Annotated in this window: 16 protein-coding genes; 10 read left to right on the top strand and 6 right to left on the bottom strand. The window is 71.6% G+C overall.

The annotated features are described in order from the left end of the window. Window positions 1-103: 103 nt before the first annotated feature. Entirely contained in the window at window positions 104-1,954 is a 1,851-nt protein-coding gene (gene typA / locus AB0G11_RS18640) for a translational GTPase TypA (protein ID WP_357586953.1), read from the bottom strand. A 192-nt stretch (window positions 1,955-2,146) separates the two neighbouring features. On the opposite strand from typA, the gene AB0G11_RS18645 reads away from it, so the two are divergent. The 4 genes from AB0G11_RS18645 to AB0G11_RS18660 all read left to right on the top strand — a co-directional run bounded on the left by AB0G11_RS18645 (window position 2,147) and on the right by AB0G11_RS18660 (window position 6,676). Then, entirely contained in the window at window positions 2,147-2,890 is a 744-nt protein-coding gene (locus tag AB0G11_RS18645) for an AMP-binding protein (protein WP_219506979.1), read from the top strand. A gap of 112 nt (window positions 2,891-3,002) precedes the next feature. Beyond that, the gene (locus tag AB0G11_RS18650) at window positions 3,003-5,468 is read left to right on the top strand and encodes a LuxR C-terminal-related transcriptional regulator (RefSeq protein WP_357586955.1); all 2,466 of its coding nucleotides are present in this window, start codon (window positions 3,003-3,005) and stop codon (window positions 5,466-5,468) included. Window positions 5,469-5,526: 58 nt separating this feature from the next. After that, a complete protein-coding gene (locus AB0G11_RS18655) occupies window positions 5,527-5,889 on the top strand; it encodes an AMP-binding protein (RefSeq protein WP_219506974.1) in 363 nt (120 codons plus the stop codon). A gap of 10 nt (window positions 5,890-5,899) precedes the next feature. Then, window positions 5,900-6,676, top strand: a complete 777-nt coding sequence (locus AB0G11_RS18660) for an alpha/beta fold hydrolase (RefSeq protein ID WP_357586957.1) — start codon at window positions 5,900-5,902, stop codon at window positions 6,674-6,676. A gap of 153 nt (window positions 6,677-6,829) precedes the next feature. On the opposite strand, the gene AB0G11_RS18665 is transcribed toward AB0G11_RS18660, so the two are convergent. Together AB0G11_RS18665 and AB0G11_RS18670 are read right to left on the bottom strand one after the other, a co-directional pair. After that, window positions 6,830-8,263 (bottom strand): aldehyde dehydrogenase, encoded by a 1,434-nt coding sequence (locus AB0G11_RS18665; RefSeq protein ID WP_219506973.1) that lies wholly within the window; start codon window positions 8,261-8,263, stop codon window positions 6,830-6,832. 105 nt (window positions 8,264-8,368) lie between these two features. Continuing rightward, window positions 8,369-11,380, bottom strand: coding sequence for a M14 family zinc carboxypeptidase (locus tag AB0G11_RS18670; protein WP_308125827.1), 3,012 nt, complete (start codon window positions 11,378-11,380; stop codon window positions 8,369-8,371). A 200-nt stretch (window positions 11,381-11,580) separates the two neighbouring features. Between AB0G11_RS18670 and AB0G11_RS18675 the strand changes: the two genes are divergently transcribed. Continuing rightward, window positions 11,581-12,465 (top strand): hypothetical protein, encoded by an 885-nt coding sequence (locus AB0G11_RS18675; RefSeq protein WP_357586959.1) that lies wholly within the window; start codon window positions 11,581-11,583, stop codon window positions 12,463-12,465. On the opposite strand, the gene AB0G11_RS18680 is transcribed toward AB0G11_RS18675, so the two are convergent. Continuing rightward, on the bottom strand, window positions 12,462-13,766 hold the full coding sequence (locus AB0G11_RS18680; RefSeq protein ID WP_357586961.1) for a GH1 family beta-glucosidase: 1,305 nt from the start codon (window positions 13,764-13,766) through the stop codon (window positions 12,462-12,464). The two genes, AB0G11_RS18675 and AB0G11_RS18680, sit on opposite strands and share 4 nt — an antisense overlap. Window positions 13,767-13,839: 73 nt before the next feature. Between AB0G11_RS18680 and AB0G11_RS18685 the strand changes: the two genes are divergently transcribed. After that, window positions 13,840-14,478, top strand: a complete 639-nt coding sequence (locus AB0G11_RS18685) for a TetR/AcrR family transcriptional regulator (protein ID WP_219506969.1) — start codon at window positions 13,840-13,842, stop codon at window positions 14,476-14,478. On the opposite strand, the gene AB0G11_RS18690 is transcribed toward AB0G11_RS18685, so the two are convergent. Then, window positions 14,479-15,399: an aldo/keto reductase gene (locus AB0G11_RS18690; RefSeq protein ID WP_357586963.1), complete on the bottom strand. Its 921-nt coding sequence runs from the start codon at window positions 15,397-15,399 to the stop codon at window positions 14,479-14,481. Between the two features lie 81 nt (window positions 15,400-15,480). Here AB0G11_RS18690 and AB0G11_RS18695 point away from each other — a divergent pair, with 81 nt between their 5' ends. The 3 genes from AB0G11_RS18695 (at window position 15,481) to AB0G11_RS18705 (ending at window position 18,096) form a co-directional block, all read left to right on the top strand. Continuing rightward, a complete protein-coding gene (locus tag AB0G11_RS18695; RefSeq protein ID WP_219506967.1) occupies window positions 15,481-15,840 on the top strand; it encodes a MerR family transcriptional regulator in 360 nt (119 codons plus the stop codon). 37 nt (window positions 15,841-15,877) lie between these two features. After that, a complete protein-coding gene (locus tag AB0G11_RS18700) occupies window positions 15,878-17,302 on the top strand; it encodes a penicillin-binding transpeptidase domain-containing protein (protein ID WP_357586965.1) in 1,425 nt (474 codons plus the stop codon). 77 nt (window positions 17,303-17,379) lie between these two features. Further along, entirely contained in the window at window positions 17,380-18,096 is a 717-nt protein-coding gene (locus AB0G11_RS18705; protein WP_219506966.1) for a CAP domain-containing protein, read from the top strand. Here AB0G11_RS18705 and AB0G11_RS18710 read toward each other — a convergent pair whose 3' ends face one another. Then, window positions 18,097-19,959, bottom strand: a complete 1,863-nt coding sequence (locus AB0G11_RS18710; RefSeq protein WP_357586967.1) for an ABC transporter ATP-binding protein — start codon at window positions 19,957-19,959, stop codon at window positions 18,097-18,099. Between the two features lie 157 nt (window positions 19,960-20,116). Between AB0G11_RS18710 and AB0G11_RS18715 the strand changes: the two genes are divergently transcribed. Continuing rightward, window positions 20,117-21,415 carry an ABC transporter substrate-binding protein gene (locus AB0G11_RS18715; protein ID WP_357586969.1) on the top strand — a complete coding sequence of 433 codons (1,299 nt, stop codon included), beginning with the start codon at window positions 20,117-20,119 and terminating at the stop codon, window positions 21,413-21,415.

The raw sequence follows: 21,415 nt of genomic DNA on the forward strand, positions 1-21,415 counted from the left end.
GAAATCTCTCTAGTCAACCGACGTGGTTAGCTAGAGAGATTTCATGGGGAAATCAATGTTTCCCCATGTCCCGGGCCGGTCAAGCCCGAAGTCAATGCGACTGTCAAGCGCGCTTGGCGCGGGCCGCGGCACGGCCACGGGTCGCGGCGTCGAGCACCACCTTGCGGATTCGGACCGCGTCAGGGGTGATTTCCACGCACTCGTCCTCGCGGATGAACTCCAGCGCCTGCTCCAGCGACAGGACGCGCGGCGGGATCACCTTCTCCGTCTCCTCGCTCGTGGAGGAGCGCATGTTGGTGAGCTTCTTCTCCTTGGTGATGTTCACGTCCATGTCGTCGGAGCGCGAGTTCTCGCCGACGATCATGCCCTCGTAGACCTCGGTGGTCGGCGACACGAACAGCGTGCCCCGCTCCTGGAGGTTGAGCATGGCGAACGCGGTGACGGGGCCGGACCGGTCGGCCACCAGCGAGCCGTTGTTGCGCGTGCGCAGCTCGCCGAACCACGGCTCGTAGGAGTCGAACACGTGGTGCACCAGGCCGGTGCCGCGCGTCTCGGTGAGGAACTCGGTGCGGAACCCGATCAGGCCGCGCGCCGGCACCACGAACTCCATCCGGATCCAGCCGGTGCCGTGGTTGGTCATGTGCTCCATGCGGCCCTTGCGGACGGCCAGGAGCTGGGTGACCGAGCCGAGGTAGTCCTCGGGGCAGTCGACGGTCAGGCGCTCGACCGGCTCGTGCACCTTGCCGTCGATGACCTTGGTGACGACCTGCGGCTTGCCGACGGTCAGCTCGTAGCCCTCGCGGCGCATCTGCTCGACCAGGATGGCCAGCGCCAGCTCGCCACGGCCCTGCACCTCCCAGGCGTCGGGCCGCTCGGTGGGCAGCACGCGCAGCGAGACGTTGCCGACGAGCTCCTTCTCCAGGCGGTCCTTGACCATGCGGGCGGTGACCTTCGAGCCCTTGACCTTGCCGACGAGCGGCGAGGTGTTGGTGCCGATGGTCATCGAGATGGCCGGCTCGTCGACGGTGATGAGCGGCAGCGGGCGCGGGTCGTCGGGGTCGGCCAGCGTCTCACCGATCATGATCTCCGGGATGCCCGCGATGGCGATGATGTCGCCGGGCCCGGCCTCCTCGGCGGGCTTGCGCTCCAGCGCCTCGGTCATCAGCAGCTCGGTGATCTTGACCTTCTGGATCGAGCCGTCGGTGCGGCACCAGGCCACCTGCTGACCCTTGCGCATCACGCCCTGGTGGATCCGGCACAGCGCGATGCGGCCCAGGTAGGAGGACGCGTCGAGGTTGGTGACGTGCGCCTGGAGCGGCGCGGCCGGGTCGTAGGTGGGGGCCGGGATCGTCGACTTGATGATGTCGAACAGCGGCTCGAGGTCGGTGGAGTCGGGCATGCCGCCGTCCTCGGGACGCGCCAGCGACGCCCGCCCCGCCTTCGCGGAGGCGTACACGATCGGGAAGTCGATCTGGTCCTCGGTCGCGTCGAGGTCCATGAAGAGCTCGTAGACCTCGTCCACGACCTCCTTGATGCGCGCGTCGGGCCGGTCGACCTTGTTGATGCACAGGATGACCGGCATCTTGGCCGACAGCGCCTTGCGCAGCACGAACCGGGTCTGCGGCAGCGGCCCCTCGGAGGCGTCGACCAGCAGCACCACGCCGTCGACCATCGACAGGCCGCGCTCGACCTCGCCGCCGAAGTCGGCGTGGCCCGGCGTGTCGATGATGTTGATGGTCATCCCGCCGTGCTGGACGGCGGTGTTCTTCGCGAGAATGGTGATGCCCTTCTCGCGTTCGAGGTCGTTGGAGTCCATGACGCGGTCATCGACATCCTGGTTCGCGCGGAATGCCCCGGACTGCCAGAGCATGGCGTCGACGAGCGTGGTCTTGCCATGGTCGACGTGCGCGATGATCGCGATGTTCCGCAGGTCGTCGCGGCTGTTCAAAGGCATGATGAGGTCTCGCTCTGTGTTCGTGGAGGCGGCCGCGCGATGTCGCGACCTTATAAGTCTAGTTGATCCCCTCGAATGGCAAGAGCAGGACCACCTGACGGGCGGGCGTACACATGGTGATGCCGCGACATACATATGGTGTTGCACATTTGTGCGCATGGCGAAGCCCGCCGGGGTCCCTACATTGACCGCATGACCTGGTCTGAACTGGTGATGGGGGCGGCGCCGAGGCGAGGTGACCGGCCGGCCGTGAGCGACGTCCGCAGCGGTGAGGTGCTGTCTTACGCGGTCTTCGCGAGCCGGGTCAAGCAGGTGGCGGCCGGTCTGCATCGCCACGGACTGCGGCGCGGCGAGCGCGTGCTGGTGCGCCTGCCCGTCGGGGCGTCGCTCCCCGTCGCCGTCCACGGCGTCGCCTGGGCGGGCGGCATCGCCTCGCTCGACGCCTCAGCCGACGCCCGCCTCATGATCGGCCAGGGTCCGGCCGGCGCCGCCGCCGCGGCGGGAGTGCAGCGGGTCTTCGCGGTGCGGGCCGAGCCAGGGGCTCCGCCGTTCGGCGAGCTGCGCGGGCACGGCGAGCTGGAGTTCGGGCCGCTGGCGGGGCCGGCGCTGGCGCTGGGCGGGCGGGTGTTCGACCACACCGAGCTGGGCCGCGACCTGCGCGTGCTGCCCGCCCGGCTGAGCGTGAGAAGCAGCGACGTGGTGCTGGCGGCGGTCAGCGACGTGTTCACCGGGCTGCGGCTGCTCGACCTGGCGCTGATGGTGGGCGCGCACGTCGTGGTCGCCCACGAGCCGACGCTGATCGGCTGCCGGGTGCTGGCCCAGGAACGCCGCGCCACGCTCGCCGTCGCCCCCCACGACCTGGCCAAGCGCCTCCTGGGTGACTCGTCGCTGCGAGTGCTGGACGAACGGGCCCTGGTCGACTCCCTCATCCCCTAGCGGACTCCCTCAGCCCCTAGAAGGCTCGGCCATCCCCTGGAAAGCTGGCTCGTCGCGTGGAAAGTGTCACACTGTGGGAGAGTGTGATCCTTCCGCGACGCAGGGTGACCACATGCGAGAAGCCCCCCGGCACAACCTCCCGGCGGAGCCCAACAGCTTCGTCGGCCGCGAGCGCGACATCGGCGAGCTGTGCCGGCTCGTCGGAGACGCCCGCCTGGTGACGCTGTGCGGCATCGGCGGCATCGGCAAGACCCGGCTGGCGCTGCGGGTGGCCGCGCAGTGCGCGCCCGCCTACCCGGAGGGCGTGTGGCTGGCCGAGCTGGCCAGGATCAGCCGGCCCGAGCTGGTCGTGCGCGAGATCGCCCGCGCGCTGGGCGTGCGGGAGGAGCGCGGCAGGCCGCTGCTGGGCACCGTCGCCGCCCGGCTGCGCGACGGGCGCTGCCTGCTCGTGCTCGACAACTGCGAGCACCTGATCGACGAGTGCGCCGAGGTGGCCGCCGCGCTGCTGGCCTCCTGGGACGAGCTGGCGATCCTGGCCACCAGCCGCGAGCCGCTGCGCATCGCGGGCGAGCTCGTCTGGCGGGTGCCGCCGCTCGACCTGCCCGAGGGCGCGGAGGCGCGGGCCGAGTCGGTGCGGCTCTTCCTGGACCGGGCCGCCGCCGCGGGCACCCGGCTGGACGACGGCAGCCTGCCCGACGTCGTACGGCTGTGCCGGGAGCTCGACGGGCTGCCGCTGGCGCTGGAGCTGGCGGCGGCCCGCACCAGCCTGCTCAGCCCCGGCCAGATCGCCGACCGCGTCCACGACCGGTTCTCGCTGCTCACGACCGGCGAGCGCACCGCCCCGGCCCGGCAGCGCACGCTGCTGGCGGCCGTCGAGTGGAGCTACGACCTGCTGTCGGATCGCGAGCAGGTGCTGCTGCGCAGGCTGTCGGTGTTCGCCGGGCCGTTCGACCTGGACCTGGCCGAACAGGTGTGCGGCGGCCCGCCGATCGCCGGGTCCGAGCTGGTCGACCTGCTGGGCGCGCTGGTGGACAAGTCGCTGGTGCTCTGCGACGAGTCCCGCAGCCACTACCGCCTGCTGGCCACCATCCGCCACTACGCGGCCGGGCTGCTGCGGGAGGCCGGCGAGCACGACGCGCTGCGCGAGCGCCACCTGGCCGTGCTGTGCGAGCTGCAGGAGCGCTACTTCGCCACCGAGCTGGTCGAGCCCGGCGTGCCGTGGCCGCGCCGGCTGGAGGCGCTGACGCGCAGCCGCGGCCTGCTCGACGACCAGCGGGCCGCGCTCGACTGGGCCGCCGAGTCCGGCGACGTCGACCGGGCGCTGCGGCTCTGCTCGACCAGCACCGGGCTGCTGCCGGTCAGCGGCAACCCGCTGGAGATCGTCGGCTGGATCGAGCGGCTGCTGGCGCTCGACCTGAGCGGCGTGACGCCCGGCCGCGTCGCCCAGGCCGACGGGTTCCTCGCCTACGGATTGGAGGCCAGGGACGAGCTGGGCCGCTCGCTGGAGTACGCGCTGCGCAGCCTGGAAGACCTGGACGAGGGCTTCCAGCGGTGCGTCATGCACAGCCTGCTCGTCATGGTGCTGCTGCGCATGGGCCGGGCGGGCGAGGCCGCTCACCACGCCGAGCTCGGCCTGGCGCTGGCCACGGCGGCCGGTGACACGTGGAACCAGGCGGCCGGGCTGGCGGGCCTGTCGGCGGTCGCGCTGGTCCGCGGCCGGTTGCGCGAGGCGCAGCGGCACGGTGACGAGGCGCTGGCCAGGGCGTGCGAGCACGGCCACCGGTGGATCATGGCCAGGGCCGCCACCCAGCTCGGCGCGGTGGCCGAGGCGCGTGGCGACCTGGCGACCGCCAAGGCCCGCTACGAGCTGGCCGTGCCCTGGCTGGACGAGCTGGGCGGCGGCGTCGACCTGGCGCGCGTGCTGGCCAGGATCGGGCGGGTGGCGGCGCTGCTGGGGGAGTTCGCGACGGCGCGCGAGCGGCTGGCGGCGAGCCTGGAGCTGAGCAGGCGCACCGGCCAGCGCCAGGGGGTGGCCCGCTGCCTGGTGGGGCTGTCGGTGCTGGCCGAGGCCGAGGGCGACCTGGAGAGCGCGGTGCCTGCCGCGGCGGCGGCCGCCGCGCTGCGCGCGTCGATCGGGCAGCGGTCGGGCACGGCCCGGATCGAGGAGCTGCTGGCCCGCGCCCGCGCCAAGCTCGGCGAGGGCCGCACGACCGCGCTGTGGGCGCGGGGCGGGCGGATGAGCCCCGACGACGCCGCGCGGCTCGTCCTGGAGGGCGCCAGGCCCCCTGAGGTGGACCCGGGCCCGCCCACCCCGCCGGGCGCCACGCCACTGGCCATCACCCCGTCGGCCGGCGACCCGCTGATCGGGGCGCTGCCGGTCGGTCACTCGCCGCTGACCGCCCGCGAGCGGGAGATCGCCGGGCTGCTCACCGGCGGCCTGTCCAACCGGGCGATCGCCGAGGAGCTGGTGATCAGCCCGGCGACGGTGGCGCGGCACATCGCCAACATCATGGAGAAACTCGGCTACACCTCCCGCGCACAGATCGCCGTTTGGGCGGCCGAGCAGCCTTCTGCATAGGGATCTGCATATTCCGCCCCATGTATCCGGGGGAGCGGCCTGCCTAACGTTGGCCCGTATGGAGCGCATCGTCATGGTCGATCCCGGCACCGGCCGGACCATCACCGAACGGCAGCTCGACGAGAGGTCGGCGGCGGCGGCCGTCGTGCTGCGGCGGCGCGGGGTGCGCGCGGGCGACACGGTCCTCGTCTGCCTGCCGGTGGGCCCTGACCTGCTGGTGGCGGCCGACGCGGTGATCGCCGCGGGCGGGATCGCCTGGCCGGTGTCGCCGGACCTGGAGCCCGGCCTGCTGCGCGACCGGATCCGGGCCAGCCGCGCCCGCGTCCTGATCACGGATCTGGTCGCGGTCAGGGAGGCGGCCGACGAGTCGCGCGTACGGGTCGTGCTGGGCGTCGCCGACCTGCGTGACGGCCCGTTCTAAGCTCGGGTGCATGCCTTTCGCGCCCCACTTCCCCGTCATGCTCAGGACCGAGGACGGCGTCCGGATCGACGCCGCGCACACGGCGCCCACCGGGGCGGCGGCCGGCCAGGAGATCGGCCAGGAGATCGGCATCGTGGTGGCCCACGGGTTCACCGGGTCGTGGCGGGAGCGTACGGCGCGCCGCATCGTGCACGTGCTGAGCGAGACCGGCGGGGTGGTGGCGTTCGACTTCCGCGGCCACGGGCGCTCCGGCGGCCGGAGCACGGTGGGGGACCTGGAGATCCTCGACGTGGACGCCGCCGTGCGGCACGCCCGGGTGATCGGCTACCGGCGGATCGCCGTGGTGGGGTTCTCCATGGGCGCGGCGGTGGCCGTGCGGCACGCGGCGCTGCGCGGCGGCGTGGACGCGGTGGTGGCGGTGAGCGGCCCGGCGCGCTGGTACTACCGGGGCACCCGGCCGATGCGGCAGGTGCACTGGGCCATCGAGCGGCCGGTGGGCCGGTGGGCGGCGCGGATGGCGAAGCGGACCAGGATCTCCAGCGGCCGGTGGGACCCGCTGCCGATGCCGCCGCACGAGGCCGCGGCGCTGATCTCGCCGGTGCCGCTGCTGGTCGTGCACGGCGACGCCGACGCGTTCTTCCCGCTGGACCACGCGCACCAGCTCCACGAGGGCGCGCGGGAGCCGAAGGAGCTCTGGATCGAGCCCGGCTTCGGCCACGCGGAGTCCGCGGCGACCCCCGAACTCATCCGTCGCATCGGAAAGTGGATCTCTTCCAACTTTTCCTGAGTAATAAGCGTCTACCTAGGGCGGAAGGTAAGAATCCGCCAGGAGAAAGTCCCTGGGGAAGGAAACCGCCGCCGGTGGTGGACTGGGACATACTTCTTGTAGTCGGTCGGTGGCCCAGCGTTGCGGGGGCTCGCTGGGCCACCACCGGCGTCGTCAGCCGAGCCGCGCGATCGTCTTGTGCTCCAGATAGCCGGCCAGCCCCTCGGGGCCGAGCTCGCGGCCGACGCCGCTCGCCTTGTAGCCGCCGAAGGGCACGTTCGGCTCGATCATGTAGCAGTTGACGCCGTACGTCCCGGTGCGGACCTGGCGGGCCACCTCCATACCGTGGTCGGCGTCGGCGGTCCAGACCGTCCCGGCCAGGCCGTAGTCGCTGTCGTTGGCGATCCTGATGGCGTCGGCCTCGTCCTCGTACGGGATCACCGCCAGGACCGGGCCGAAGATCTCCTCGCGGGCGATGCGCATGTCGTTGGAGACGCCGGCGAAGACGGTCGGCGCCACGTACCAGCCGCGGTCGTAGGGCCGGTCCAGGCCGCCGACGACGACCTTGGCGCCTTCCTCCATGCCCGCCCTGATGTAGCCCTCGACGCGCTCCTGCTGCCGCCGGGCGACCAGCGGGCCGATGCCGGTGGCCGGGTCGGCGGGGTCGCCGACGGCCTGGGAGGTGACCATGCCGGCCACCGCCTCCACGACCTCGTCGTAGCGGTTGCGCGAGGCCAGGATGCGGGTCTGCGCCACGCACGCCTGGCCGTTGTTCATCAGCGAGGCGATCGCCAGCATGCCCATCGACGAGGGCAGGTCGGCGTCGTCCAGCACGATGGCCGCCGACTTGCCGCCCAGCTCCAGGCTGACGCGCTTGAGCTGCTCGCCGCAGATCGAGGCGATGCGGCGGCCCGCCGCGGTGGACCCGGTGAACGCCACCTTGTCCACGCCCGGGTGGGACACCAGGTGCTCGCTGACCTCGCGGCCGGCGGGCACGATGTTGAGCACGCCTGCCGGGATGCCGGCCTCCTGGACCATCTCGGCCAGCAGGTAGGCGTCCAGCGGCGTCTCGGGGGCGGGCTTGAGCACGATCGCGCACCCGGCGAGCAGCGCGGGCGCGACCTTGGTCATGGTGACGAACTGCGGGACGTTCCACGGCACCACGGCCGCCACCACGCCCACCGGCTCGCGCCGCACGGTCACCGGTCCGAACAGGCCGGGCCGCTGCTCCTCCTGCTCGAACGTGCGGCCGTACTCGGCGTAGTACTGCAGCATGGCGAGCGGCTGCGGCGCCTGGGCGAGGTTGGAGAACGTGATCGGCGAGCCCATCTCCTCGGTGATGAGCGCGGCCAGCTCGCCCTGCCGGGCGGTGTAGATCTCGGCCAGCCTGCCGATCGCCTCGGCCCGTTCGGCGAAGCTCAGGCGGGGCCACGGCCCGTGGTCGAACGCCTCCCGGGCGGCGGCGACGGCCCGGTTCACGTCCTCGGCCGTGCCGTCGGGGACCTGGCCGACGACCTCCTCGGTGTGGGGGGAGATGACGTCGATCGTCCCGGTGCCCGCCGGGGCCACCCATTCGCCCCCGATGAACAGCTTGTCGTGCCGGCGCATGTCGTGTGCCTCCTGCTTGACCGGTGGTGATGCTCTCGACCGAACCATGTTCTGTCCGGGCGCGCAAGAGGGGCGCGGCACCGCGTGCCGTGCCCCTCATCACGGTCAGCGCCGGCTGCCCAGCAGGTGCTGCATCGACCGCTTCACCAGGTCGGCCCGCGCGGCCTGATCGACCACGCTCTCAGCGCCGAACCCCAGGTAGACGGTGTCCTTCGTGACGATGCCCGCGCCCTCCTCGAAGACCTGGTCGGTGCGGAACCAGTTGTTGATCGACGGCGCGCTGCCCTCCGGCGGCCCGGCCACGGTCCAGCCGCCCAGGTCCGACTCGAACGACGTCTCCTCGGCCGTCGCCCCGTCCAGCGTCACCGTGGCGTCGTCGAGGAACACGCCGGCGCCCTGGGTGCCCCAGTCGCTCACGTACGAGATCGACAGCTCGACCGTCTTGCCCGCGTACGGGGTCAGGTCGATCTTCCACTGCTGCCAGCCGCCCGAGTTGCCGGAGGCCGCGTTCCAGGAGCCGGACGTGCCGGTCGACTCGCACTGCGGACCCTGGTAGCGCAGGACGTGCGGGTGGATGTCGCTCCAGCCCGACTGGCAGCTGCTGCCGGTCGCCTGCGTGGTGTGCCCGTTGGCGTCGGGCAGCGTCGTCCAGTCGTCGCCGCCCGCCGTCCTGGCCTCCACCATGAGGTGGTCCCAGGCGGACTCGGTGTCGTAGGAGGTCCAGAACGTCAGCTCGCCGCTGCTCTTGCCGGTCAGGTCGACGGTCCTGGTCAGCCGCTTCCACGACACGTCGGCGATGCCGCTGTAGACGTCCCACGAGCCGGTGTGCGGGTCGAACGGGCCGCCGGGCCGCACCCACTTGACCGGCGCCGAGCTGGCGAACAGCGGGAACTGATCCGGCGGCAGGATCGCCGAGGTGGCCACGAACGAGTTCGTGTGCACGTCCGGCTCCAGCGTGGCGGAGAAGCCCTCGAACCGGCCGCCGGTCCCGCCCAGCGCGAACGGCTGCCCGGCCGCGTCGCTGCCCGCGTTGTCGAAGAACACGTACGCGCCCAGCCAGTACTGCTGGAAGTCGTTGAACACCGGGATGCACGGCGGGTCGCTCGGCTCGCCGCACTCCGGCCGCGCCGGCTGGTCGGGCTGGTAGTAGTAGGACCCGTTGGCGTTGGCCGCGTAGGACGGGTACTTGCCCGCGTGCAGCAGCTTGCCACCCTCGTTCAGATAGTCGCGCACGGCCAGCTCTACGTCCACGCCCGCCTTGGAGGTGGTGCCGGGAGCCTGGCCCACGCTGCGCGGGATGATGTCGTCGCCGGTCTCCCAGACGACCGCGTCGTAGTGGCTCAGCACGCCCAGCGGGTGCGGCGCCTTCCGGTCGTTCCGGTCCATGTCGTACACGTCGGAGCTGTAACCCGCCTCGTCGAGGGCCTTGGCGTACTCGTCGGCGTACTTGGCCTCGGTCACGCCCTGCGCCGGGCTGATCCCCGTCACGTCCTCGGCCGCCAGCACCAGCACCTTGCCGCCGATGTCCGCGGCCACCTCGTACGTGAACGCGTCGCTCTTCTTGCCGAACGCGCTGAACCAGACCTCCACCTTGTCGCCCGGCCGGGTGCCCGTGACCGTGCCGCGCATCCGGTGGTAGTAGCGGTCGTAGCCGTCGCCGTAGCGCTCGCCGCCGCGCCACTCACGCGTCAGGACGGTCTTCGTACGGCCCCCGTTGACCCGGTAGTTGAGGAAGACCGGGCCGAGCTTGCGCTTGGCGTTGACCTGGACGGCCTGGGTGCGGCCGTGGCTGGTGCCGAAGGCGTCCACGACGAAGTCCGGCGTCCTGTTGCCCAGGTGGGTGACCGGCTCCACCGGGTTGACGGCCGAGCGCGCCACGTCGAGCGCGAACGGCAGGTTGCGCTCGAACTCGGCCTGCACCAGCGCCTCGTCGTCGGGGAAGACGAAGCCGCAGCCGTCGCAGCCCTCGTTCAGCTCCGGGGTCCACGACAGCGTGCCGTACTGACGGTGCGCGTGGTCGTTGGTGTCGCCGTTCGTGGTGTAGAGCTCGGCGCCCAGGTCAGGGTCGAAGCCCGGCACCGCGGGCCGGTCGTCGGTGCCGGTCAGCGCCTCGTAGATCGGGTTGTCGGCCGTCTCCGTGGCGATCTGGAAGCCGCTCGGGTAGAGCAGCAGCGGCCCGAAGGAGTGGTAGTTGAGCTGCGTCTCGAACCGGACGCGCCGCATCAGCCCGTCCATGGCCCTGGTCTCCGGCTCGCTGGCCGGGCCGGCGCCCCGGTAGGTCTCGCTGCTCGGGATGGAGGAGGAGCCCTCCTCGTCGTAGTGGAAGTTCGTGGGGAAGTTGCGGTTGGGGTCCACGCCGTCGCCCAGCGTGATCTGCCCGTCCCCGTTCACGTCACGCAGGTTCTTGCGCCACAGCCGGTTGCCCTCGGTGAAGGTGAAGTCGTACCCGTCGGGGTTGGCCACCGGCACGAACCACAGCTCTGTCCTGTTCAGCAGGTCGCGCAGCTCGCCCTTGTGCGCCACCACGTGCTTGAGCAGCCGCATGTCCACCTCGGTGGCGATCCACTCGCGGGCGTGCTGGGTGGCGGAGAACAGCGAGGCGGGCTTGATCCCGTCGGGCAGCAGCCGGGCCATCGTGCTGACCTTGGCGGCGAGGATGTCCTGGCCCCGGACGGTCTTGCCGATCGACTGGAGCTTCACGACGTCCTTGTTGGCGTCGGCGATGGCCCTGAGCTGGTCGGCGATGCCGCCGGGCTCGGAGTACGACCTGAAGACGGTGTAGCCGCCGGCCGCCTGGGTCCTGGCGGCCTCCAGCTGGGTCTGACCCTGGGGGTTGCGCACCGGCTCGGGCTTGAGGCCGAGCTTCTTCAGCCCGGCCAGGTCGGCCTGGGCGGCGGTCAGTTCGACGTGCTCCCGACCGTCCTTGATCTCCTGCTGGACGACGTCGAAGCCCTGCTCCCGGAGGGTCTGGGCGGTGCCCGGCGGGCTGTCGAGCTGGTAGAGCTCGATCCTGTCGCCGGGCGGCAGCGGGTCCACGGCCGCCTGGGCTTCCAGGGCGACCATGGACGTGGCTAAGCCGATGATGACGGCTGAGACGATGGTGAGTGATCGAGACACGGGTCTGCCCCTTCGCAGAGACGAGTTCGACCGCCATCTCAATCCGGGTTCACGCTCTCGGCAAGGCCCAACTTTATATAACGCTTATATCGGACAAATGGGCACTTGGAGGGTCAATGAGGCACGAGTTCCACTGTTCAGGTGACAGGCTTGAAGATCATCTTCTATAGTCTCGACCGTCTACGAGGGGAGGTCGTGGCGTGAAGACCGGGCGCTTTGCCGTGTTCGCCGTGGTCCTTGCCGCCCTGCTCACCCCGCAGCCGGTTTCCGCCGATCCGACCCCTGCCCAGCTGCGCAAGCTGACCAAGGAAGCCGCCGCGCTCAACAACCGCTACCGCGGCTCCATCCAGAGCCTCGAAGAGATCAAGGTTCAGGCCAAGAAGGCCCTCGACACCTCCGGTCACCTGCAGAAGCGGCTCGCCGACGCCCAGGGCAAGCTCGCCGCCATCGCCCAGACGAGCTACATGCTCGGCCCCATCGACGGCACCCAGCTCTTCGCCACCCAGGTCGACCCGTACAAGACGCTCGGCCACGCCGCCAACATGAACTTCATGGCCCAGGTCCGCGCCGGCCAGGTCGCCCACGTGCAGAAGCTCATCGCCGACTCCCAGAAGGCGAAGCTGGCGGCCAACGACAAGATCAAGAAGATGCAGAAGGAGATCAAGGCCATCAAGAGCCGGCGCGCCGAGCTCGACCGCCTCCTCGCCAAGTACGGCTTCCAGCAGCCCGGCGGCGGCGAGGGCCTGACTCCCCGCATGATCGCGGTGCGCGCCGAGATCATGCAGAACTTCCCGGTGAAGAGCGTCGGCTGCCTGAGGCCCGGCGACCCGGGCGAGCACGGCAAGGGGCGGGCCTGCGACTTCATGATGTCCACCGGCGGCTCCGTGGCCAGCGGCTTCGACGCCGCGAACGGCGACGCGATCTCCAACTACCTGATCAAGAACGGTCAGCGCATGGGCGTCATGTACATCATCTGGAAGCAGCGCTATTACGACATCCGCTCAGGCGGGGGCTGGGACCCCATGTCCGACCGAGGTGGCGCGACCGCCAACCACTACGACCACGTCCACGTCTCGGTCTTCTAGAGCGTCGCCAGGCGGGCCCTGAGCCAGTGGTAGGAGGCCTTGGGGGTGCGGCGGCCGGTGGCGAAGTCGACGTGGACCAGGCCGAAGCGCTGGTGGTAGCCCTCGGCCCACTCGAAGTTGTCCAGCAGTGACCAGACGAAGTAGCCGCGCACGTCGACGCCCTCGCGCCGGGCCGCGTGGACGGCGGCGATGTGCTGGTCGAGGTAGGCGATGCGGTCCTGGTCGTCCACGGTGCCGTCGGGGCCGGGGACGTCGGGCTGGGAGCAGCCGTTCTCGGTGACGTAGACGGGCGGCAGGGCGTCGCCGTAGCGGGCGAGCAGGCCGGTGAGGAGCTCGCGCAGGCCGTCGGGGACGACCGGCCAGCCGAAGGCCGTGGTGGGGTGGCCGGTGACGCCGGCGTCGGTGAAGGGCAGGCCGGGCCCGGCGGGGGCCGCGATGCGGGTGGGGTTGTAGTAGTTGACGCCGAGCCCGTCGAGCGGCGCGGCGATCACGGCGAGGTCCCCGTCGCGGACGAAGCCGAGCTCCTTCGCCCCGTACGCGGACAGGTCGGGGTAGGCGCCCGTGAGGACGGGGTCGTTGAACAGGCGGTTGTGCAGGATGTCGTACGCCTCGGCGGCGGCCACGTCCTCGGCCGCGCCGGAGGCGGCCCACACGGGCGTGCAGTTGTTGGTGAGCAGGACCTGCCCGGCGCCCGCCGCGCGCAGCGCCGCCGTGGCCAGGCCGTGGGCGAGGAGCTGGTGGTGGGCCACGGGCAGCGCGTCGAGGAGCAGGGCCTGGCCGGGCGCGTGGAGGCCGAGGGCGTGGCCGTACGCCATGTGCACGAACGGCTCGTTGAGCGTGATCCACATCGGCACGCGGTCGGCGAGGCGGTCGGCGACGAGGGCGGCGTAGTCGGCGAAGCGGTGCGCGGTGTCGCGGTTCAGCCAGCCGCCGCGGTCCTGGGCGGCCTGCGGCAGGTCCCAGTGGAACAGCGTCGGCACCGGCGTGATCCCGGCCGCGAGCAGGGCGTCGACCAGGCGTTCGTAGAAGTCGAGACCCTTGGGGTTGGCCGGGCCGGCGCCGGAGGGCTGGACGCGCGGCCAGGCGATGGAGAACCGGTAGGCGCCGACTCCGAGCTCCGACATCAGCGCGACGTCCTCGGGCCAGCGGTGGTAGTGGTCGCAGGCCACGTCGCCGGTGTGCCCGTCGCGGGTGCGGCCGGGCTCGTGGGAGAAGGTGTCCCAGATGGACGGGCCCCGGCCGTCCTCGTCCGCCGCGCCCTCGATCTGGTACGCCGCCGTCGCCGTGCCCCACAGGAACATGCCGTGCTCCTCAAGTTTCGCGAGTCGGGCTCATGTTAACCTCTACTTGTTGGTAATGGGCCAAGATGAGGGCATGACGAGTACCTTGCGCCGCCGCCCCGCCCAGCGTCGCAGCGCGGAGCGGGTGGAGCGGATGCTCGACGAGTGTGCGCTCCTGCTCGACGAGGTCGGCTACGACGCCGTCACCACCAAGGAGGTCGCCCGCCGCGCCGAGGTGCCGATCGGCACGTTCTACCAGTTCTTCCCCGACAAGCAGGGGCTCGTGCGGGCGCTGGCCCTGCGCAACCTGGAGGCGTTCCTGGGCCGGGTGACCGAGCGGATCGCCGAGGCCGAGCTCGGCCACTGGACCGACCTGGTCGAGCTGGCCATCGACGAGTTCGTGGCGATGAAACGCACGACGCCCGGCTTCGGCGTGGTCGACTTCGGTGAGGCGCTGGCCGCGCCCGGCGGCCACGCCTCCGACGGCGCCAACCACACGCTCGACGCCGCGCTGGAGAACAACGCGATCGTCGCCGACCGCCTGCGCGCCCTCACCGTCGACCTGCTCGGCGCCCCCCGGGGGCCGGGCCTCGACCGGGCGCTGCTGGTCGCGGTCGAGGCGTGCGACGCGGTGCTCAAGCTGGCCTTCCGGGCGCACCCCGACGGCGACCCCGACCTGATCGCCGAGTGCAAGCAGCTCGTCCGACGCTACCTGGCCGACCATCTGCCGTGATCAGACGGCCTCGTCCAGGCGGCGGCGCAGCGCGTCGTCGAACTTGACGTCGGCCGCGCCGATCGCCTCCTCCAGCTGCGCCATCGTGCTCACGCCGACGATCGGCACGTGGCCGCCGGCCATCAGCCAGGCCAGCACGACCTGGTTCGGCGTCGCGCCGAGCTCGCCCGCCACCTCGCGCAGCGCGGCCAGCCGCCGCGTGGTGCCCGGGTGGTCGTAGATCTCCGGGATCGGCCGGTCCGCGCGGGTGTAGGCGCCGAACATCAGCGTGTTGTACGCCCACAGCGTCACCCCGGCCTCGCGCGCGTACTCCAGGTGCTCGTCGCCCGTCACGCGGTGACCGGTCTCGGCCGGGCGCGTGTACGGGCGCGGGCGCAGGTAGGTGTGGCGCAGTTGCAGGTGCGTGTAAGGGAGCCAGCCGTGCGCGGCCGAGACGTTCCTGGCCCGCTCCAGCCGCCAGGCCGGCAGGTTGCTCGCACCCACCTTGCCGATCTTGCCCTGCCGGTGCAGCTCGTCGAACGCGCCCAGGGTCTCCTCCAGCGGCACCGACCGGTCCTCGATGTGCGCCCAGTAGAGGTCCACGTGGTCGGTGCCGAGGCGGCGCAGGCTGCCCTCGACGCCCGCCCGCACGGCCGGCGCCGACAGGCCCTCCGCCGAGTCCAGCGTGACGTCACCGGGCACCGTCGGCCGGGCGCCGACCTTCGTGCTCAGGAACACCTGGTCGCGGTTGCCCCGGGCGGCGAGCCAGGCCCCGATGGTCTGCTCGCTCTCGTCCCCGGTGCGGCCCTCGACCCAGAACGGGTAGTTGTTGGCCGTGTCGAGCATGCTGCCGCCCGCCTCGACGAAGCGGTCCAGGATGGCGAAGGTGTCCTCACGGCTGACGCTGGTGCCGAACGGAATCGTGCCGAGTGCGATGTTCATGGACCGAACTGTGCGACCTGGAGTGGACTCCATGTCAAATGGTTGACCTGGAGCCCACTCCAGGTGCAATGCTTGGCTCCCGTGAGCGTCTACACCCCCGCCGAAGTGGTCGAGGAGACCGGTTTCTCCCTCGACACCCTGCGCTACTACGAGAAGATCGGGCTGCTCGAACCGGTCGAGCGCAACGCGGCCGGGCAGCGCAGGTTCAGCCAGGAGGACGTCGGCTGGCTCGGCACCATCCGCTGCCTGCGCGACACCGGCATGCCGATCGCCGAGATGCTGCGCTTCGCCGAGCTGGTCCGCGCCGGTGACCACACGATCGCCGACCGCATCGCGCTCCTCGAAGAGCACGATCGCCGCGTCGAGGCGCAGATCGGCAACCTGATCGAGCGCAAGCGCTACGTCAGCGACAAGATTTCCTACTACCGCAGCGTCCTCTAGCCGGGGCTTGGATCTCCGGTTGCTAAAACCGGAATCCATGACCAGGGCGAGAAGGATCAACGGCACGCTGCGCCGCGTGGCACGGATCTGCGCGGGGATGCTGTTCGCGTTGCTGGCGCACCTGACCTTCGTCCAGGCGTTCTCGTCCAGGTCGCTCAACGCCGACCCGCGCAACGAGCGGGCCCGCATCGCCCGGTTCGACGAGCCGCGCGGCGCGATCCTCAGCTTCGACGGCACCGTGGTCGCTACCAGCCGGGAGACGGACGGCGGGCCGTACCGCTATCGCCGCTTCTACCCGCACGGGGAGATGTTCGCGCCCGTGACCGGGCACCTGACGGCGGGGCCGGCGACCGGCGTCGAGCGGGCGCTGGAGGCGGCGCTGTCGGGCACCGACGCCAAGGTCAAGATGCAGTCGCTGGTCAGGATCGGCACCGAGCAGGCCGCCGACGTCCGCCTGACGATCAGCGACCGGGCCCAGTGGGCCGCCTACCAGAGCCTGCGGGCCGCCGGCACGCCCGGGGCCGCCGTCGCGATCAACCCGGCGACCGGCGCCGTCCTCGCCCTGGCCAGCTACCCGTCCTACGACCCGAACGCCTTCGCCACGTTCGACGCCGCCGCGCTGGCGCGCGTCGAGCGGCGGCTGAGCCGCGCGCCCGGCAGCCCGCTGCTGAACCGGGCGACCGCCGAGACCTACCCGGCCGGCTCGGCGTTCAAGCTCGTCACGACCGCCGCCGCGCTGGCCACCGGCGAGTACGGGCCCGCCACCGAGCTGCCCGGCCCCGCCAAGCTGCGCCTGCCCGGAACGACCCGGTACGTGCACAACGTCGACGGCAGGCCGTGCGGCCGCGACGCCCGGCCGACGCTGGCCCGCGCCTTCCAGGGCTCCTGCGACACGGCCTTCGCCGGGATCGGCCTGCAACTCGGCCAGGACACGCTGCGGGACCAGGCGGACGCGTTCGGCTTCAACGCCCCGGAGCTGACGATCCCGCTGCCCGTGACGCCCAGCTCGTTCGACGGCGCCGCGGACCGGTCCCACACCGCCCTGGCGGCCATCGGCGGGCCGGGCGGGCGCGTCACGCCGCTCATGGTCGCCATGCTGTCGGCGGCCGTGGCCAACGACGGCACGCTGATGCGCCCGTACCTGGTGGAGGAGGTGCGGCTGCGGGACGGCTCGGTCATCCGGCGGGCCGCGCCGGCGCCGTACCGCACGACGCTGGCCCCCGAGCTGGCCGGGCAGCTCACGGCCATGATGACCACGATCACCCGGCCGGGCGGGCCGGGCACGGCGGCGGCCATCCCGGGCATTTCGGTGGCGGCCAAGTCGGCGGGCCCGGGGGCTCCCGCGCTGTTCACCGCGTTCGCCCCGGCGGGGGCACCGGAGGTGGCGGTGGGGGTGGTGCTGGAACGTCCGGGTCCGGCGGCGCCCATCGCCCGCACGATCATGCAGGCGGTGCTGTCCTAGCCATTGCCGTCACCGTAAATCTGGATAAACTCCGACATTGTGCTAGTTATTGGACCAAAACCCCCATTGTGTGATCAATGACCACAGCCCGCAAGCTCCTCTTCGCCACCCTCGCCGTCATCGTGGGCACCGTCGCCGGACTGGCGGTCATCCTCGCCACCCGAGCCCCCGCGCCCGACCGCCGCCCCGCGACCGAGATCGTCGCCGCGACGACCACCACCTCCCCTGCGCCGGCCCCCACCCCCACCCCGACCCCGACGCCCACCCCCACGAAGAGCAAGCCGGTCACCCCGAAGCCGACCCCGAAGCCCACCCGCACGACCAGCAGCCCCAAGCCCAAGCCCAAGCCGACCCCCACCCGCACCCGGACCCCGGCCCGCGCCGAGCAGCGCGCCACCGTGGGCACCGGGGGCGCCGTGGGCACGGCCGCCGAGAACGGGGTGGTCAAGCTCACCAACGCCGCCCGGGCCAAGGCCGGGTGCAAGCCGCTCAAGCACGACCCCGAGCTCCGGGCGGCGGCGCTGGCCCACTCCAAGGACATGGCCGCCCGCGGCTTCTTCGACCACGAGGCCCCGGACGGCGACGGGCCCGAGGACCGCATCCGCGACGCCGGCTTCGCGCCGATCGGCTCCTGGGGCGAGAACATCGCGGCCGGTCAGCGCACGGCGGCCGAGGTCATGTCCGGGTGGATGGACAGCCCCGGCCACAAGGCCAACATCCTCACCTGCGCCTACACCCACATCGGCGTCGGCTTCGCCGGCGGACACTGGACGCAGGCGTTCGCCAGCCACTGATCACCGGTAGGCGGACGCCTGGAGGGTGTAGAGCTCGGCGTAGAGCCCGTTGAGCGCCATCAGCGTGGCGTGGTCGCCCTCCTCGGTGACGCGGCCGTGGTCGAGCACGTAGATGCGGTCGGCGTAGCGGACGCTGGCCAGGCGGTGGGTGATGAGCAGGACCGTGCGGCCGTCGGAGTGGCCCCGGATGCGCTCGAACAGGGCGTGCTCGGCGCGGGCGTCGAGGGCCGCCGTCGGCTCGTCGCAGATCAGCAGGCAGGCGTCGCGATGGAAGCCGCGTGCCACGGCGATGCGCTGCCACTGCCCGCCGGACAGCTCGTGGCCGTCCTTGAAGCGCCGGTCGAGCAGGGTGCGATAGCCGTGGGGGAGGCCGGCGACGACCTCGTCGGCCCCGGCGACCGCCGCCGCCGCGTCGAGGGCGTCCTGGCCCTTGTCGGTGCCCATCGTGATGTTGTAGCGGGCGGCGAGCGGCCAGCGGGTGTGGTCCTGGGCGATCACCGCGGTGCGCAGCCGCAGGTCCTCCGGGCTGACCGTGCGCAGGTCGACGTCGTCCCACAGCACGCTGCCGGTGTCGGGCTCGTACAGGCCGGACAGGATCTTGGCGAGGGTGGTCTTGCCGGAGCCGTTCTCGCCGACGAAGGCGATCACCTCGCCGCGCTTGACCTCGACCGACACGCCGCGCAGGGCGGGCTCGTCGGAGCCCGGGTAGGTGAACGTGACGTCGACGGCGCTGATGCGCTCGAAGCGCTCGGGGGCCGTCGTGCGGGCGGCGCCGGGCAGCCAGCGCTCGGCCGAGTCGCAGAACTCCAGGAAGTCGGTGAAGTAGAGGCCCTCCTCGTAGAGCCGGTTGGTGGCGTACATCAGGTGGGCCAGCGAGCTCTGGCCGGACCTGATGGCCAGCACGGCGGTGCCGGCGACGGCGAGGGGGATCGCGGCGATCGCGAGCAGCACGCCGAGCGCCACGTAGACGAGGGCGCTGCCGAGGCCGCCCAGCGCCTCGCCGACGAGCCTGGCGACGGTCTGCCGCCTGGCCAGGCCGAGCAGCACGTCCTGCTCGGCCTTGGCGACCGCGTCGTACATGCGCAGCAGGAAGCCGCGCATGGTGAACGAGCGGACCTCGGCGGCGGGGTCGCGGTTGGCCAGCAGCTCGGCGATGATCCACTTGCGGCGGATGGCGGGGATGAGCGAGAACATCGTCGTGTAGCGCATCCGGGCGCTGCGCACGGCGGCCCAGGCGTCGGGCAGCACGGCGAGCAGGAGCAGGGGCAGCAGCACCGGGTGGAGCACGCCGAGCACGCCCGCGACGGCGGCGATGCCGACGGCGGCCGTGACCACGTCGATGGCGGAGGTCACCACCATGTCGGCCATCTGGACGCCCCGGGTGCGGGCCCGCTGGAGCGCGTCGTGGAAGTCGGGGTCGTCGTAGGCGACGAGCTCGACGCGGCTGGTCAGGCCGTAGAGGCGCTCCTCGGTCAGCCGGGTCACCTGCGGGTCGAGGCGTGACTGCGCCCAGCCCGCGCCGGCCTGGACGGAGGTGCGCAGCGTCGCCATCGCGGCGACCAGGGCCAGGCTGGGCAGCGCGGCGATCACCCGGTCGGGGGTGGGCCCCTCGCTGAACAGCGCGTTGAGCACCCCGGTGGTGGCCAGCAGGCCGAAGGCGGTGAAGACGCCGCCGAGCAGGCTGAGCCCGACCGTGGCGACGGTGTCGCGGGGGCTGGCGCGCCAGGCCATGCTCATGGCCTGGCGGACGAGTGAGGGAAGCCGCCTCGCGATGACGAGGAACCCCACGTCGGCCATCGTGTCGTTGTGAGCGTGCCAGTCGGAGAGGGAGATCTCGCCCAGTTCGAGGGGCTCGTCGGCCATACCTGGAGTGTGCCCGCGGGCACTGACAGTTCTCGTGGTATGCGGACCTGTTATCCGTGCACTCCTTGACGCAGAAGTGGGCAAAGTGCGTTGATGGCCCTACTGACAACGTTGTCAAGTCACCAGCTCGGGGGTTTTCTCGAAGGGATGGTGTGCGATGAGACGACGGTGGACGGCGACCGTCGCGATCACTTTGGCGGGCCTGCTCGGGCTGTCGGCGTGCGGCGGTGGCGGCTCCCCGGCCGAGCCGGCCGCGAGCGGCGACGGCGGTGGCGGCAAGCAGCAGGTCGAGGTGTTCTCCTGGTGGACCGGGCCGGGTGAGGCCGACGGCCTGAAGGCGATGCGAGAGATCTTCGAACAGCAGAATCCGAACCTGACGTTCTTCGACGCCGCGGTCGCGGGCGGCTCCGGCGACAAGGCCAAGGCGCTGCTCGCCTCGAAGCTGCAGGCCGACACGCCGCCCGACACGTTCCAGGGGCACGCGGGCGCCGAGCTGCAGGGCTACATCAAGGCCGGTGACCTGGAGGAGCTCAACTTCCTCTACGACGAGCTCAAGCTCGCCGACGCCTTCCCGGCGCAGCTCGTCGAGCAGATCAGCGTGGACGGCAAGATCTACTCGGTGCCGGTGAACATCCACCGGTCCAACGTGCTGTGGTTCAACCCGTCGGTGCTGAAGGAGGCGGGCGTCGCGGGCGCGCCCAAGACGATCGAGGAGTTCGTCGCCGCCCTGGAGAAGGTCAAGGCCACGGGCAAGATCCCGCTGTCGATCGGGTCGGAGTGGACGGTCACCCACCTGCTGGAGAGCGTGCTGCTCGGCTCGCTCGGCACCGACGCCTACAACGCGCTGTTCAAGCCGGGCGCCGACTGGAACAGCCCCCAGGTGGCCAAGGCGCTGGAGAATTTCAAGACGATCATGTCGTACGCGGGCAGCCCCCAGGATGACTGGCAGCCCGCGGCCAAGCAGGTGGCCGACGGCGAGGCCGCGTTCAACATCATGGGCGACTGGGCGTACGGCTACTTCCACAACCCGCCGGACGGCGGCCTCGGCAAGAAGTCGAAGACGGACTTCGACTGGGCGCCCGCGCCCGGCACCGAGGGCACCTACCTGTGGCTGTCGGACAGCTTCACCCTGCCCAAGGGCGCCAAGAACCGTGACGGGGCCGTCGCCTGGCTCAAGGTCGCGGCCAGCAAGGAGGGCCAGGACGCCTTCAACCCGAAGAAGGGCTCCATCCCCGCCCGCAAGGACGCCGACCAGTCCCTCTACACCGACTACCTGGCCGACGCGCTGAAGGACTGGTCGGGCAACAAGCTGGCCGGCTCCATCCAGCACGGCGTCGCGGTGAACCAGCCGTGGCTGGCCGCCATCAACGAGGCGGTCGGGCTGTTCATCGGCACCCAGGACGTGGCCGAGCTGCAGAAGGGCCTGGCCGCCGCCGCGACGGCGAACGCCCAGTGA

Origin of the sequence: Nonomuraea sp. NPDC023979 (genome assembly GCF_040639085.1) — a bacterium.
Lineage (GTDB): Bacteria > Actinomycetota > Actinomycetes > Streptosporangiales > Streptosporangiaceae > Nonomuraea > Nonomuraea ceibae.